This window comes from Mesorhizobium sp. CO1-1-11 (genome assembly GCF_020164995.1).
Taxonomy (GTDB): Bacteria; Pseudomonadota; Alphaproteobacteria; order Rhizobiales; family Rhizobiaceae; genus Mesorhizobium; species Mesorhizobium australicum.
This window is the reverse complement of record NZ_JAIUHE010000001.1, coordinates 251995-264646: the sequence shown is the minus strand read 5'-3', so window position 1 is coordinate 264646 and position 12652 is coordinate 251995. Positions and strand designations below refer to the sequence as shown.

At 64.7% G+C, this 12652-nt stretch carries 13 protein-coding genes and 1 riboswitch; of the genes, 6 read left to right on the top strand and 7 right to left on the bottom strand.

Annotation, left to right across the window (positions count from 1 at the left end):
- Positions 1–2: 2 nt before the first annotated feature.
- Positions 3–1331, top strand: a complete 1329-nt coding sequence (locus LB554_RS01300; RefSeq protein WP_140715166.1) for a four-carbon acid sugar kinase family protein — start codon at positions 3–5, stop codon at positions 1329–1331.
- 17 nt (positions 1332–1348) lie between these two features.
- On the opposite strand, the gene LB554_RS01295 is transcribed toward LB554_RS01300, so the two are convergent.
- Positions 1349–1888: an Lrp/AsnC family transcriptional regulator gene (locus tag LB554_RS01295; RefSeq protein WP_015318952.1), complete on the bottom strand. Its 540-nt coding sequence runs from the start codon at positions 1886–1888 to the stop codon at positions 1349–1351.
- A 48-nt stretch (positions 1889–1936) separates the two neighbouring features.
- Here LB554_RS01295 and LB554_RS01290 point away from each other — a divergent pair, with 48 nt between their 5' ends.
- The 4 genes from LB554_RS01290 to dhaL all read left to right on the top strand — a co-directional run bounded on the left by LB554_RS01290 (position 1937) and on the right by dhaL (position 5638).
- Positions 1937–3112 carry an MFS transporter gene (locus LB554_RS01290; protein WP_224582806.1) on the top strand — a complete coding sequence of 392 codons (1176 nt, stop codon included), beginning with the start codon at positions 1937–1939 and terminating at the stop codon, positions 3110–3112.
- Between the two features lie 101 nt (positions 3113–3213).
- A riboswitch (FMN riboswitch) is annotated at positions 3214–3358 on the top strand.
- 77 nt (positions 3359–3435) lie between these two features.
- Complete coding sequence (locus LB554_RS01285) at positions 3436–3909, top strand: 6,7-dimethyl-8-ribityllumazine synthase (protein ID WP_015318954.1); 474 nt, start codon at positions 3436–3438, stop codon at positions 3907–3909.
- Positions 3910–3984: 75 nt separating this feature from the next.
- Positions 3985–4992: a dihydroxyacetone kinase subunit DhaK gene (locus LB554_RS01280; protein WP_224582804.1), complete on the top strand. Its 1008-nt coding sequence runs from the start codon at positions 3985–3987 to the stop codon at positions 4990–4992.
- 10 nt (positions 4993–5002) lie between these two features.
- The gene (gene dhaL / locus LB554_RS01275; RefSeq protein WP_140617403.1) at positions 5003–5638 is read left to right on the top strand and encodes a dihydroxyacetone kinase subunit DhaL; all 636 of its coding nucleotides are present in this window, start codon (positions 5003–5005) and stop codon (positions 5636–5638) included.
- On the opposite strand, the gene LB554_RS01270 is transcribed toward dhaL, so the two are convergent.
- Genes LB554_RS01270 through LB554_RS01260 form a run of 3 tightly spaced genes read right to left on the bottom strand, consistent with a single transcriptional unit; the run spans position 5635 to position 7666 of the window.
- Positions 5635–6075 carry an RpiB/LacA/LacB family sugar-phosphate isomerase gene (locus LB554_RS01270; protein ID WP_140617404.1) on the bottom strand — a complete coding sequence of 147 codons (441 nt, stop codon included), beginning with the start codon at positions 6073–6075 and terminating at the stop codon, positions 5635–5637. The two genes, dhaL and LB554_RS01270, sit on opposite strands and share 4 nt — an antisense overlap.
- Before the next feature lie 25 nt (positions 6076–6100).
- The gene (locus LB554_RS01265) at positions 6101–6859 is read right to left on the bottom strand and encodes a triose-phosphate isomerase (protein WP_224582802.1); all 759 of its coding nucleotides are present in this window, start codon (positions 6857–6859) and stop codon (positions 6101–6103) included.
- A gap of 36 nt (positions 6860–6895) precedes the next feature.
- Positions 6896–7666 carry a DeoR/GlpR family DNA-binding transcription regulator gene (locus tag LB554_RS01260; RefSeq protein ID WP_224582799.1) on the bottom strand — a complete coding sequence of 257 codons (771 nt, stop codon included), beginning with the start codon at positions 7664–7666 and terminating at the stop codon, positions 6896–6898.
- A 270-nt stretch (positions 7667–7936) separates the two neighbouring features.
- Between LB554_RS01260 and fba the strand changes: the two genes are divergently transcribed.
- Complete coding sequence (gene fba, locus LB554_RS01255) at positions 7937–9001, top strand: class II fructose-bisphosphate aldolase (protein ID WP_015318960.1); 1065 nt, start codon at positions 7937–7939, stop codon at positions 8999–9001.
- A gap of 54 nt (positions 9002–9055) precedes the next feature.
- On the opposite strand, the gene LB554_RS01250 is transcribed toward fba, so the two are convergent.
- From LB554_RS01250 to LB554_RS01240, 3 genes are read right to left on the bottom strand one after another with little or no spacing between them, the layout of a single operon-like run.
- Positions 9056–9997 (bottom strand): sugar phosphate isomerase/epimerase family protein, encoded by a 942-nt coding sequence (locus LB554_RS01250; RefSeq protein WP_224582797.1) that lies wholly within the window; start codon positions 9995–9997, stop codon positions 9056–9058.
- Between the two features lie 48 nt (positions 9998–10045).
- Positions 10046–11563, bottom strand: coding sequence for a glycerol-3-phosphate dehydrogenase (locus tag LB554_RS01245; RefSeq protein ID WP_224582796.1), 1518 nt, complete (start codon positions 11561–11563; stop codon positions 10046–10048).
- 46 nt (positions 11564–11609) lie between these two features.
- Positions 11610–12650, bottom strand: coding sequence for a 2-hydroxyacid dehydrogenase (locus LB554_RS01240; protein ID WP_224582793.1), 1041 nt, complete (start codon positions 12648–12650; stop codon positions 11610–11612).
- Positions 12651–12652: the final 2 nt, after the last annotated feature.

Here is a 12652-nt window from a genome sequence, read left to right as displayed (position 1 = left end):
GCATGGCCGCGCAAAACCTGCTCCTCAGTTATTATGGCGACGACCTTACCGGTTCGACGGACGTCATGGAGGCGCTTGAGCTCGGCGGCGTTCCGACGGTGCTGTTCATGAACCAGCCCGATCCGTCCTTGCTGGCGCGATTTTCGCATTGCCGCGCGGTTGGATTGGCGGGCACCAGCCGAAGCGAAACGCCGCAATGGATGGAGGAAAACCTGACGCCGGCCTTCGAATGGCTGAAAGGCCTCGGGGCGGCGATCTGCCACTACAAGATCTGCTCTACCTTCGATTCCAGCCCGGCGGTCGGCAGCATTGGCCGCGCCACCGAAATCGGCAGGCGTATTTTCGGCCGAGCGAGCGTGCCGATGGTGGTCGGGGCGCCGCAGCTCAAGCGCTACACCGCCTTCGGCAATCTCTTCGCGGCATTCCGCGGCGCGTATTTCCGCATCGACCGGCATCCGGTGATGAGCAGGCATCCGGTGACGCCGATGGACGAGGCCGACCTGCTCATCCACCTTTCGCGCCAGACCAGCCTAAGTTCCGGTCTGGTCGACCTGGCGGCGCTGCAGGCGGACGATCTTTCGCAAACGGTCGATCAGATCCTGCGAGACAAGGACATCGTCCTGTTCGACGTCGATAGCCTCCGGACTCAGCAGCGGGTCGGCGAACAGCTTTGGCGCATCCATGAAAAGGGCCATGGTTTTGTCGTCGGATCCTCCGGCGCCGAATATGCCTTGCTTGCCGAGTGGGCAGCCAAAGGCATCGTGTCGGGGCATGCGGCATTCGCGTCGCCCGGTCCGGTGGATCGGCTCGCCGTGGTGTCGGGCAGCGTCTCGCCCACCACGGAAAAGCAAATCCGCCACGCACTCGCCCACGGGTTCGACGGTATTGAGATGGATGCGATGCGGCTGGTCCGCGAGGGCGCCGGCGAAGCGATCGAGCAGGCGGTCGCGGCCGGGCTGGCGAGCCTTGCCAAGGGCCGCAGCGTCATCCTCTACACCGCGCTTGGTCCACAGGCCGATCGCGGCGCCGAGATCGACCGGATCGAGGGCGCCCGGAACACGCTCGGGCGGGCGCTGGGGACCATCCTGCGCCGTCTGATCGCCGAGCAGAAACTCAAGCGCGCGGTGATCGCTGGTGGCGATACGTCCAGCCACGCGCTCGGACAATTGGCCATCGACGCGCTGACCGTGCGCATGCCGTTACCGCAATCGCCGGGATCTCCGCTCTGCGTCGCCCATGGCGGCGGTGAGATCGATGGCCTCGAAATAGCGCTGAAAGGCGGCCAGGTCGGCACCGACGCCTATTTCGAGACGATCCGGCTGGGAAGCTAAGCGACGATCCAGGCCGTTCAATACAACGGCTTGCCCATGTGCTTGGGCGTCGGCCACTGCGCGGTGATGCCGGGTTGCACCGGCCGTTCGAGATAGGTCGCCAGAACCACGTAGCTGCGCGTCGAGGTGACGCCGGGTGTCTCGTAGAGACGCAACAGCAGGCCTTCGAGCGCCTTGGTGTCCTCGGTGCGCACCTTGAGTAGTACGCATGTATCGCCGGCGACGGTGTGGATCTCCTCGACCTCGGGATATTCCGAGATCGCCATCAGTTCCGGAGTCTTGCCCCAGCCGCTGGTGTCGATGTGGACAAAGGTGAGCAGCGGTTTTCTCACCGCGTTGGGATCGATGATGGCGGCCGTATTGCGAATGGCGCCGCTGCGCCGAAGCCGCTTGACGCGCTCGTGCGCTGCCGGCGGCGACAAGCCGACGCGATCGCCGAGTTCGGCATAGCTGACAGTCGCGTCTTCGACGAGAACGCCTAATATTTTTCGGTCGGTCGCGTCGACATCCCGGGCCGCCGGCCTGTTCCGCGGAATGCCATCTGTTTCTTCATCCATAGCGGTATTCCCGATTGTCACGGAATTTAATACGGCCATTATGATGATATGTCGAACAACGATCAAGCTACAGCCTTGGGCGCGGGCACCAGGCCGCCCATCCCGGCCCTCGCCTATCTGCTGACCGGATGCATCGCCGTGATCGGCTCGAATTCGCTGGTGCTGGGCCCGATCGCTCCGGCAGTGGCCGTGTCGTTCTCGACCAGCGTCCCCATGGTGATGATGGCGGCGGCCGCGTTCGGCCTCGGCACATCGGCGAGCGCCCTGTTCCTGGCACGCCATATCGACCGGCTCGGCGCGCGCCGGATGCTGCGGGCGGCCTTGCTGCTGCTGGCATTGGCCTTGGTCGCCAGCGCGGCCGCGTCGACGGTGAGCGCGCTGGTTGCCGCGCAGCTTGTCGCTGGGATCGCAGCCGGCGTCGCCATGCCGGCAATCTATGCCAGTGCCGCGGCCATCGCCCCGCCCGGGCGGGAAAGCGGCACGATCGGCGTGGTGCTGACCGGGTGGACGCTCAGCATGGTGGCCGGCGTTTCGCTGTCGGCGGTGCTTGCCGATCTCGTGCACTGGCGCGCCGTCTTTGTCGCCGTGGCCGTGCTGGCGGCACTAGCGCTTGGCGGCCTCAGCGCATCGTCGCTCCCGGATGTCCGGAAGGCCGGACCGGCACCCGCCCCGCTGGTGGCGTTGAACATTCCCGGCATTGTGCCGCTTCTCATCGCGTGCGGCGCCTTCATGACCGCCTTCTACGGTGTCTATGGCTACCTTGGCGACCACCTCCACAGCGGGCTGGGGCAGCCCGTCAGCGCCAATGGGCTGGCGGCCCTCGCCTATGGCGCGGGATTTGGCACGGCGGCGCTCTTCGACGGCATCATCGATCGGCTGGGCGCCCGACGCGTCATGCCCTTTGCCTACCTTCTCGTCGCCATCGTCTACGTGGCGATCGCCGCGACCAGCGGCAGCTATGGCTTGACGCTCGCCATGGTGGCTGCCTGGGGACTTGCCAATCATTTCGGGCTGAACGTGCTGGTGATGCGCCTGTCGGCGCTCGATCCGTCGCGGCGGGGCACGATCATGGGGCTGAACAGCGCGGTGACCTACCTCGCGGTGTTCGTCGGCACCACCGGCTTCGGGCCGCTCTATTCCGGCTTCGGCTTCGCCACATGCGCGGCAGTTGCGGCCTTGCTGATGCTGATTGCCGCTGGCGCGGCGGCATGGCGCACACGCTAGAACGATCCGCCTGTTGCATTGCTCCAATCGGCAAAACGTGATTGGCCAAGGACACCTGCTGCGTTGACAGCGGCCCCACCATCCTCCCATACAAAGCGCGTTAATGTTCTCAGGGCGGGGTGAAAGTCCCCACCGGCGGTAACGGTTTCGGCCGCAGCCCGCGAGCGCTCTCCGGTATCGGAGAGGTCAGCAGATCCGGTGTGATTCCGGAGCCGACGGTTACAGTCCGGATGAAAGAGAACGAAACGGAAGACGGACCGCCCCGGCGGGCCGCATTTCGTATCGTGCGTCCTGATTCTGGTTCGAAACGGAAGGATGGACCCATGAATCAGCATTCCCACAAAGACTATGAAACAATCCGCATCGCCGTCATCAGGGCGCGCTGGCATGCCGACATTGTCGACCAGTGCGTGCAAGCCTTTGGGGCGGAACTGGCCGAGATTGGCGGCGGACGCTTTGCCGTCGATATCTTCGACGTGCCCGGCGCCTACGAGATTCCGCTCCATGCCAAGACGCTTGCCGGGACCGGCCGCTACGCCGCTATCCTCGGCACGGCATTCGTCGTCAATGGCGGCATCTACCGGCACGACTTCGTCGCCAACGCTGTTATCGACGGCATGATGAACGTGCAGTTGTCGACCGGCGTGCCCGTGCTTTCGGCGGTGCTCACGCCCCACAATTTCCACGACAGCGCCGAGCATCATCGCTTCTTCTTCGAGCATTTCACGGTCAAGGGGAAGGAAGCGGCAAACGCCTGTGTGCAGATACTCGCCGCGCGGGAAAAGATCGCGGCCTGAAGCGGCGCTGCCGGGGTGGAAATCCCGGTAACGGGCTGTAGTATCCCGGAAAATACTGAGTTCGGGAGGATGCCGGTGCAGACCAAGAAGATCATCAATGACGGCAACCGTGCCGTCGACGAAATGCTCGAAGGGATCCTGGCCGCGCATCCTCGCCATCTCGGGAGCGTGGACGGCAGTCCGCGCTCGATCATCGCCCGCGATGGACCGAGGCCCGGCAAGGTCGGGCTGGTGATCGGCGGCGGCTCCGGCCACGAGCCGACCTTTCTCGGCTTTGTCGGCAAGGGGCTGGCGGACGCGGCGGCTGTCGGCAACGTCTTTGCCTCGCCGCCGCCCGATCCGATCCTCGAATGCGCCAAGGCGGTCAGCGGCGGCGCCGGCGTGCTGTTCATGTACGGCAACTATGCCGGCGACGTGATGAATTTCGACATGGCGGCCGAGATGGCCGCCATGGACGATATCGAGGTGCGCACGGTGCTGACCACCGACGACGTCGCCTCGGCGCCGCGTGACCAGCGGCGGAAGCGCCGTGGTGTCGCCGGTAATTTCTTCATCTTCAAGGCGGCCGGTGCCGCCTGCGACCTGATGCTCTCCCTCGACGAATGCGAGCGCGTCGCGCGCAAGGCCAACGACCGCACCTTCACCATGGGCGTGGCACTGTCGCCCTGCTCGCTGCCGCAGACCCGGCGGCCGAATTTCGAGATCGGCGCGGACGAGATGGAAATCGGCATGGGCATCCATGGCGAACCCGGCATCGCCCGCGGCAAGCTCGGGACCGCCGACGAAATCACCGACGAGATGCTCGACAAGATTTTCGCCGAGATGGCGCCGAAGCGCGGCGACAAGGTCGCGGTGCTGGTCAATTCGCTGGGTTCGACGCCGCTGATGGAGCTCTACATCATGAACCGCCGGGTCAAGCAGAGGCTCGACGCCATCGGCGTTTCGGTCCACGCGACCTGGGTCGGCAACTACTGCACGTCGCTGGAAATGGCCGGCGCTTCGGTGACGCTTTTCCATCTCGACGAAGAATTGCAGGCGATGCTCGACCACCCCTGCGACTGCGCCATGTTCCGTGCCGGCTGAGGAGCGCTCCATGACCATCGCCGCGTTCGACCTGAAAAGAATGTTCGATGCGATCGCCGTGGCGATGGAAGCCGACAGAGACCGGCTTTGCCAGCTCGACGGCGTCATCGGCGACGCCGACCACGGCATTGCCATGGCGCTCGGGTTCAACGCCGCGCGCGATGCTCTGGCATCGCTCGACCTTACGGCGGCCGAGCCGACCGCGCTCCTCAACGCCGCGGCGAAATCGTTTCTCAATGCCGTCGGCGCGTCCTGCGGCCCGCTCTATGCCACCGCCTTCATGCGCGCCGCCGCCGCCGTCAAGGGCAAGGCGACGCTGGCGGATGCCGATGTCGTCGCGCTGCTGCAGGCCATGGCGCAAGGCATCAAGGATCGCGGCAAGGCCGAAACCGGCGAAAAGACAATGGTCGACGCCTGGCAACCGGCGGCGGAAGCGGCCGGCGCCAGCAATGCAGCAGGAAAAAACCTTGCCGAAAGCCTCCAGGCCGCTTTTGCCGCCGCCGAGCGCGGCGCGGAATCGACCAAGGACATGATCGCCGCCAAGGGCCGCTCGTCGCGGCTCGGCGAGCGCTCGCTCGGCCATATCGATCCCGGTGCGGCTTCGGCCGTCACCGTCATCGGCGCGATGCGCGACAGTCTCGCTTAGCTCTTCGCCGCATCGAGCCTGTCGATCGCCTGGACGTTGCCGGCCGACGGTCCCTTCTCGTCGAACTCCGAGGCCAGCCAGGTATCGACAATGGCCTTGGCCAGTTCCGGGCCGATGACGCGGGCGCCCATGGTGATGATCTGGGCATTATTGGATTTCGCCGCGCGTTCGGCCGAATAGGTGTCGTGGGTGAGTGCGGCGCGGATGCCCGGCACCTTGTTGGCCGAGATCGAGACGCCGATGCCGGTGCCGCAGAACAGGATGCCGCGATCGTTCTCGCCGTCGACGATCGTCTGGGCAAGTTTCCGCGACAGATCGGCATAGAAGCCGGCCTGGCTGAGGTCGCTGACGGTGAGCCCCGGCTTGGTCGCCAGATGCGCTGATATGACGTCGAGCAGCGGCTTGCCGGCGCTGTCGGCTCCAATGGCTATTTTCATTTTTTGTCCTTTCCAGTTCGATGATTCAGATGGCGGCCGACGCGCGGCGCAGGATGTCGATGTAGCCTTCGGCCTGCCAGGCCGAGCGGCCGATGAACAAGCCGTCGATGTTGGGCTGGGCGATCAGTTCCGCGGCATTGCCGGGATTGACGCTGCCGCCATAGAGCACCGGCGGCACGGACGGCAGCAGACCCCCCGCGACCTTCTTGATCAGCGCCTGCTGCTTGTCGGCATAGTCGGAACTGGCCGGAATGCCCTTGTCGCCGATCGCCCAGACCGGCTCGTAGGCGAACAGGATTTTTGCTCCCCTCGCCTCGCCCTCGAGGAATTGCAGTGCACCCTCGACCTGGCTGGTCAGCACCGCATCGGCCTTGCCGCCTTCGCGCTCGGCCAGCGTCTCGCCGACGCAGATCAGCGGTATCAGTGCGTGCTTGACCGCCGCCGCCGTCTTCAGCCCAACCGTGCGGTCGGTCTCGCCGAAGTGCTCGCGCCTTTCGCTGTGGCCGAGTTCGACCAGGTCTAGGCCACAATCGTTCAGCATCACCGGCGAGATCTCGCCGGTCCAGGCGCCGGCGTCGGCCCAATGCATGTTCTGCGCGCCGACCTTGACGCGCGTCGTCGACAGCGCCTGCCCGACCTCGCGCACCGCCGTGAAAGGCGGGACGACGAAAGGCTGGATGCGATCGTCGAAACCCGCCACGAAGCCGGCCAGTGCGCCTGCAAAGTCAAGCGCCTCGGCGAGCGTCTTGTTCATCTTCCAGCTTGTACCGACCCAGTAAACCACGCGTACACTCCTTGATCCTCAGTCCCCGTTTGATCATCAATCCTTGTCGGCGACCACCGTCAGCGAGACGCCGGCCGCATCCAGCGTGTCGCGCATTCCGGGCTCCGGCCCGCGCCCGGTGAAGACGGCGTCGAATGCCTTGAGATCGGTCAGGAAATGCAGCGCGCTGCGGCCAAACTTGCCGTGATCCACCAGCAGATATTTGCGTGTCGCCGCGGCCATCATCAGTCGCTTGGCCTGCACCACTTCCTGGTCCTGATGGAAGGCGGAGGCGCCATGGATGGCGGACGACGACAGGAAGGCGACGTCGGCACGCAGCGACCGCAGCGAAGCTTCGGCGAGCAGGCCGAAGAAGCCGTGGAATTTCTTCGAATACTGGCCGCCGAGCGCGATCAGGTTGATGCCTGCGGCACCCGCCAGATCCTGGATGACGGCGAGGTTGTTGGTGATCACCGTCAGTGGCCTGAGATCGGCGAGATACCGCGCGATACCGCCCGCGGTCGAGCCGTCGTCGATGATGACCGTCTGGCCGGGTTCGATCATAGCCACGGCCGCCGCCGCAAGGCGCTGTTTTTCCCCGATCGCCTGCTTCTGCCGGTAGCGGAAATCGCTTTCAAACAGACTGCTCGGCTGGATCGAGGCGCCGCCGCGCACCTTGCGCAGCAAACCGCTCTCCTCGAGCTCGTCGAGGTCGCGATGCACGGTCATCCTGGAGACGCCAAAGCGGGAGGCAAGATCGTCGACGCTCGCCGCGCCGGCGTCCACCAGGAAGTCCATGATGCCTTGGCGTCTGTTGTCGCTCTTCATTCTCGCCGACCCGCCAACGCAGAAGCTGGCTCCTTGATCGAGCGAAGATATAACAGATATGATCGCATAGGTATCATGATTTTTGTGATAATGAGATATTTCCGTGGGATATTCGCCGGCTCTTATCGCGCCGCTGTAACAAGAATTGCTGCCGGGACGGTCTGTCACGGTTGCGGTTGCGCGGGATTCCGGCCAGAAGCATCGGTGGGCTGAACGATGCGCGGGCGGCCCGCAACCACAGGTTCGAAACCAGATACGGGAGACTAATCGTTGGCTCGCATCACACTGAGACAATTGCTCGATCACGCCGCCGAATACGGCTATGGCGTGCCGGCCTTCAACATGAACAACATGGAACAGGGCCTCGCCATCATGGAGGCTGCCGAGGAGACCAAGTCCCCGGTCATCCTGCAGGCGAGCCGCGGCGCGCGCGCCTATGCCAATGACGTGGTGCTGGCCAAGCTGATCGACGCGCTGGTCGAAATCCATCCCGACATCCCGGTCTGCATGCATCTCGACCATGGCAACAACGAAGCCACCTGCGTCACCGCGATCCAGCACGGCTTCACCTCCGTGATGATGGACGGCTCACTCAAGGAAGACGGCAAGTCGCCGGCCGACTATGCCTATAATTCCGGCATCACCAAGCGCGTCGTCGACATGGCGCATTGGGGCGGCGTGTCGGTCGAAGGCGAGATCGGCGTGCTGGGCTCGCTCGAGAGCGGCGGCGGCGAGCAGGAAGACGGCCACGGCGTCGAAGGCGCGATCAGTCACGACCAGCTCCTGACCGATCCGGTGCAGGCCGAACAGTTCGTGCGCGACACCCATGTCGATGCGCTGGCGGTGGCCATGGGCACCAGCCACGGCGCCTATAAATTCTCGCGCAAGCCCGACGGCGCGGTGCTGGCGATGAACGTGATCGAGGAGATCCACCGGCGCTTGCCGAATATGCATCTGGTCATGCACGGCTCGTCCTCGGTGCCGGAGGACCTGCAGGAGATCATCAACAAATATGGCGGCCAGATGAAGCCGACCTGGGGCGTCCCGGTGGAAGAGATCCAGCGCGGCATCAAGCATGGCGTGCGCAAGATCAACATCGACACCGACAACCGCATGGCGCTGACCGGCGCGATCCGCAAGGTGCTGACCGAAAATCCCAGCGAGTTCGATCCGCGCAAATATCTGACGCCGGCGATGGCGGCGATGAGGAAGCTCTGCAAGGAGCGCTTCGAGCAGTTCGGCACCGCCGGCAATGCGCCGAAGATCAAGCCGCTACCGGTTTCGGAAATGGCCAAGCGCTACAAGTCGGGCAGCCTCGATCCGAAATTCGCCTGAGTTCGATCCGGTAGCATTTCATGGACAGGAGCCGCGTGGGCTCCTGTCCGATTTCTATCCGTCCTTCGGCGAAATCCCCGCCCTGCCGGCGTCAATGAACGGCGCCCAGTAATCGACCGACTCGCGAATCATGGCGACGACCTGGTGGTCTACCGGCTCGCGCTCGCGGAACGACAGTTCGAGGCAGATCTCGTTGTCGGTGCCGCCGCCGCGTCGCACCGTCTCCAGCAGCTTCTCAGGCGTGATGCGGCCGTCCTTGTTGTGGGCCGCGGTGAATGGCCAATGGCCACCCTTGTTCATCGACGATTGCTTGATGTGGATGATCGGGGACTTCAGGGGAAAAGCTTCGGCCCAGGCATAGGGATCGACGTCGGCCGGATTGGAGGAAGTGACGTCGCCATGGTCGATGTCGACCATCATCTCCAGCGGAATGGCCATGCCGGCCGCGTCAATCGCGTCCTGCAGCATCCGGCAATTCTCGATCGTGTGACCGAATTCGCGACCGACCGACATCGGCTCCCAGAACAGATAGGTCAGGCCTGCCGCTCGGGCGTGCTCGGCGACCTCGCGCCAGCAGTCCAGCGCGATGTCGAACAGCTTGGCGCGACGGGCGGGATCGTCATAGTCCCGATGCGTGAAAATGGCGAACTGCGTGCCCATGCCGCTGGCACCAAGCTCGGCCGAGATGTCGGCAAAGGTCTTGAACCAGTCGACATAGTAGCGGCGCACATCGGCATCCGGATGGCCGAAATGGTTCAGCCGGCCATAGGGGCCGGTCATGCCGGAGGTGACGCGCACGCCGGTGCGATTCAAGGCGTTGCGGAACAGGCGGACGAACTTGACGATCGTCGCCGCCGGCCAGCCTGGGTTGACGAATTCATGCGTGAGCTGAACGTCGCGAATGCCGATCTCATAGGCGACGGTATCGATCAGGTCGTCCGGCTCGGCGAAGCGGTTGACCAGCGGATTGGTGTTGAGGGAGAGCGTGAAAGCCAAGGTCGCGATCCCGTCAACGCCGGCGCAGAACAGGGGCGATGAGCGCCATCAGCCTGCCCTCGCCTGCCGGCTCGCGCACCAATGCTCGAAGGCCGACTTCTCCTCGGCGGACAAATGCAGGCCATGCTTGGTGCGCCGTTCGAGAATGTCGGCCGCGTCTTCCGCCCATTCCTGTTCAAAGAGGTAGTTCGCCTCGCGCTCGAAGAAATCCTTGCCGAAGCACCGCCCCAGTGCGGCGAGCGATCGGGCGCCGCCGACCACGGACCGCGTCCTGGTGCCGTAGAGCCGGCCGTAATGCTTGAGCAACGATGCCGGCATCCATGGATACTCGCTTGCGAGGTTGCCAAGAAACTGTTCGAAGTCGGCATTGGCGATGTCGCCGCCTGGCAGATGCGCCCTCGCGGTCCAGGCTTTGCCCATGCTGGGAAAGAACGGTGCGATCCTGTCCAGCGCATGCTCGGCCAGTTTGCGGAAGGTGGTGATCTTGCCGCCGAAGACGGAGAGCAGCGGCGCCTGCGCGTCCGGCGCGTCGAGTTCGAAAATATAGTCGCGCGTCACCGCGCTCGGATTGTCGGCGTTGTCGTCATAGAGCGGCCGGACACCGGAGAACGAATGGACCACGTCGCCCCGCGCAAGGCCGCGCTTGAAATAGCGGTTGACCACCTTGATGAGGTAATCGATCTCGCTCTCATCCGCCCTCACATCCTCGGGCCGGCCCTCGTAGGGGATGTCGGTGGTTCCGATCAAGGCTAGATCGTTCTGGTAGGGATTGATGAAGATGACGCGCTTGTCGTTGTTCTGGACGAGATAAGCCTGCCTTCCCTCCCAGAATTTGGGTACGACGATATGGCTGCCCTTGACGAGGCGGACGTTGCGCCTGGAGTTCTGGCCGGCAACGCGGTTGACGATGTCATTGACCCAAGGGCCGGCGGCATTGATCAGCGCGCGGGCCCGTACACTGGTCTTGATGCCGGTCCTGACGTCGCGCATCTCGACAACCCAGAGGCCGCCCTCGCGGCGGGCCGCGGTGCAGGCGGTGCGGGTGAGGATCTTCGCTCCCCGTTCGGCGGCGTCGAGCGCATTGATGACGACGAGGCGGGCATCGTCGACCCAGCAGTCGGAATATTCGAAGCCGCGCTTGAAACTGTCCTTGATCGGCGCCCCCTCGGGCGCGGTGCGCAGGTCGAGCGTCCGCGTGGCGGGCAGCCGCTTGCGGCCGCCGAGGTGGTCGTAGAGGAAGAGGCCGAGCCGCACCAGCCATGCCGGCCGGTCGTCCGGGCTGTGCGGCAGCACGAAGCGCATCGGCCAGATGATGTGCGGCGCCGATTCCAGCAGCACCTCGCGCTCGATCAGCGCCTCGCGCACCAGGCGGAACTCGTAATATTCGAGGTAGCGCAGACCGCCATGGACGAGCTTGCCCGAGCGCGAGCTGGTGCCTTCGGCGAGATCGTCCTTTTCGCACAGGATGACGGAAAGCCCGCGGCCGGCGGCGTCGCGCGCGATGCCGGCGCCGTTGACGCCGCCGCCAATGACGAAGAGGTCGACTATGTCAGGGCCGACGCTCATCTTGCCGTCGCCCCACTGCCTGATTTTCGCATCATGGCCATCGCTCTCAGCACGGATTGACCGGAGGCAGGCCGGCCAGGTAGCGGCGCACTTCCTCGGCGGCCTGCTCGGCGGCATAGGTCACGGTGCGCACCGAAGCGCCGGCGATATGCGGCGTCAGCGTCACATTGGGCAGCTGCAGCAAGGGCCAGTCCGACGGCACCGGTTCGACCGCGAAGGTTTCCAGCATGGCGCTGGCGATCTGCCCTGAAACCAGCGCCTCGTAGAGTGCGTCGTAGTCGACCAGCGGGCCACGCGCCGTATTGACGAAGATCACGCCCGGCTTCATCCGCGCGATGGTGTCCTTGCCGATCAGACCGCGTGTCTCCTGCGTCACCCGTGAATGCAGCGTGACCACATCGGAGCGCGACAGGAGGTCGTCGAGCGCAACCAGTTCGACGCCAGCGTTGCGGTCCTCGGCGCTCAGTTGCACATAGGGATCGCTGACCAGGACGTGGCAGCCGAAGGCGCGCAGCAGGCGCACCACCTTCGTGCCGATATTGCCGTAGCCGACCACGCCGACGGTCATTTCGCCGAGTTCGCGGCCGGTGCGGTCGGCGCGGTAGAGATCGCCGCGCCATTCCCCCTTGCGCAAGGCCTCGTGGCCGACCCGGATCAGCCGCGTCTCGGCCAGGATGGCGCCGATGGTAAACTCAGCCACGGCAGTGGCGTTGCGGCCGGGCACATTGACCACGGTGATGCCGTGCACCCTGGCCGCTTCCATGTCGATGTTGATCGGGCCGCCGCGCGACACCGCGACCAGCTTGAGCCGCGGCAGGCGCCGCATCATGCCCTCCGACAGGGGCGCAAGCTGGGTGACGAGGATTTCGGCATCGTCGATGAAGTCGACGACCTCGTCGGGATGGCCGAAATATTCCTTGACCTTGTCGAGGCCGAGCGCGGCGTTGCCGAACTCCATCGGCTCGTCGGGCCAGGCCGTCCGCAATGTCCTGATATCGAGGTCGCCACTGGCCACCTTCTCGATTTTGGCGCGAAACACCTCCGGCAGCATGAAGTTGTCGCCAATGATCGCTATTTTCCTCAGCATAC

Bases quoted from the DNA above. Each gene is read 5' to 3' on its own strand.
- LB554_RS01300 (WP_140715166.1), top strand. From the start codon at position 3: ATGGCCGCGCAAAACCTGCTCCTCAGTTATTATGGCGACGACCTTACC.
- LB554_RS01295 (WP_015318952.1), bottom strand. From the start codon at position 1,888: ATGGATGAAGAAACAGATGGCATTCCGCGGAACAGGCCGGCGGCCCGG.
- LB554_RS01290 (WP_224582806.1), top strand. From the start codon at position 1,937: ATGTCGAACAACGATCAAGCTACAGCCTTGGGCGCGGGCACCAGGCCG.
- LB554_RS01285 (WP_015318954.1), top strand. From the start codon at position 3,436: ATGAATCAGCATTCCCACAAAGACTATGAAACAATCCGCATCGCCGTC.
- dhaL (WP_140617403.1), top strand. From the start codon at position 5,003: ATGACCATCGCCGCGTTCGACCTGAAAAGAATGTTCGATGCGATCGCC.
- LB554_RS01270 (WP_140617404.1), bottom strand. From the start codon at position 6,075: ATGAAAATAGCCATTGGAGCCGACAGCGCCGGCAAGCCGCTGCTCGAC.
- LB554_RS01260 (WP_224582799.1), bottom strand. From the start codon at position 7,666: ATGAAGAGCGACAACAGACGCCAAGGCATCATGGACTTCCTGGTGGAC.
- LB554_RS01245 (WP_224582796.1), bottom strand. From the start codon at position 11,563: ATGAGCGTCGGCCCTGACATAGTCGACCTCTTCGTCATTGGCGGCGGC.
- LB554_RS01240 (WP_224582793.1), bottom strand. From the start codon at position 12,650: ATGCTGAGGAAAATAGCGATCATTGGCGACAACTTCATGCTGCCGGAG.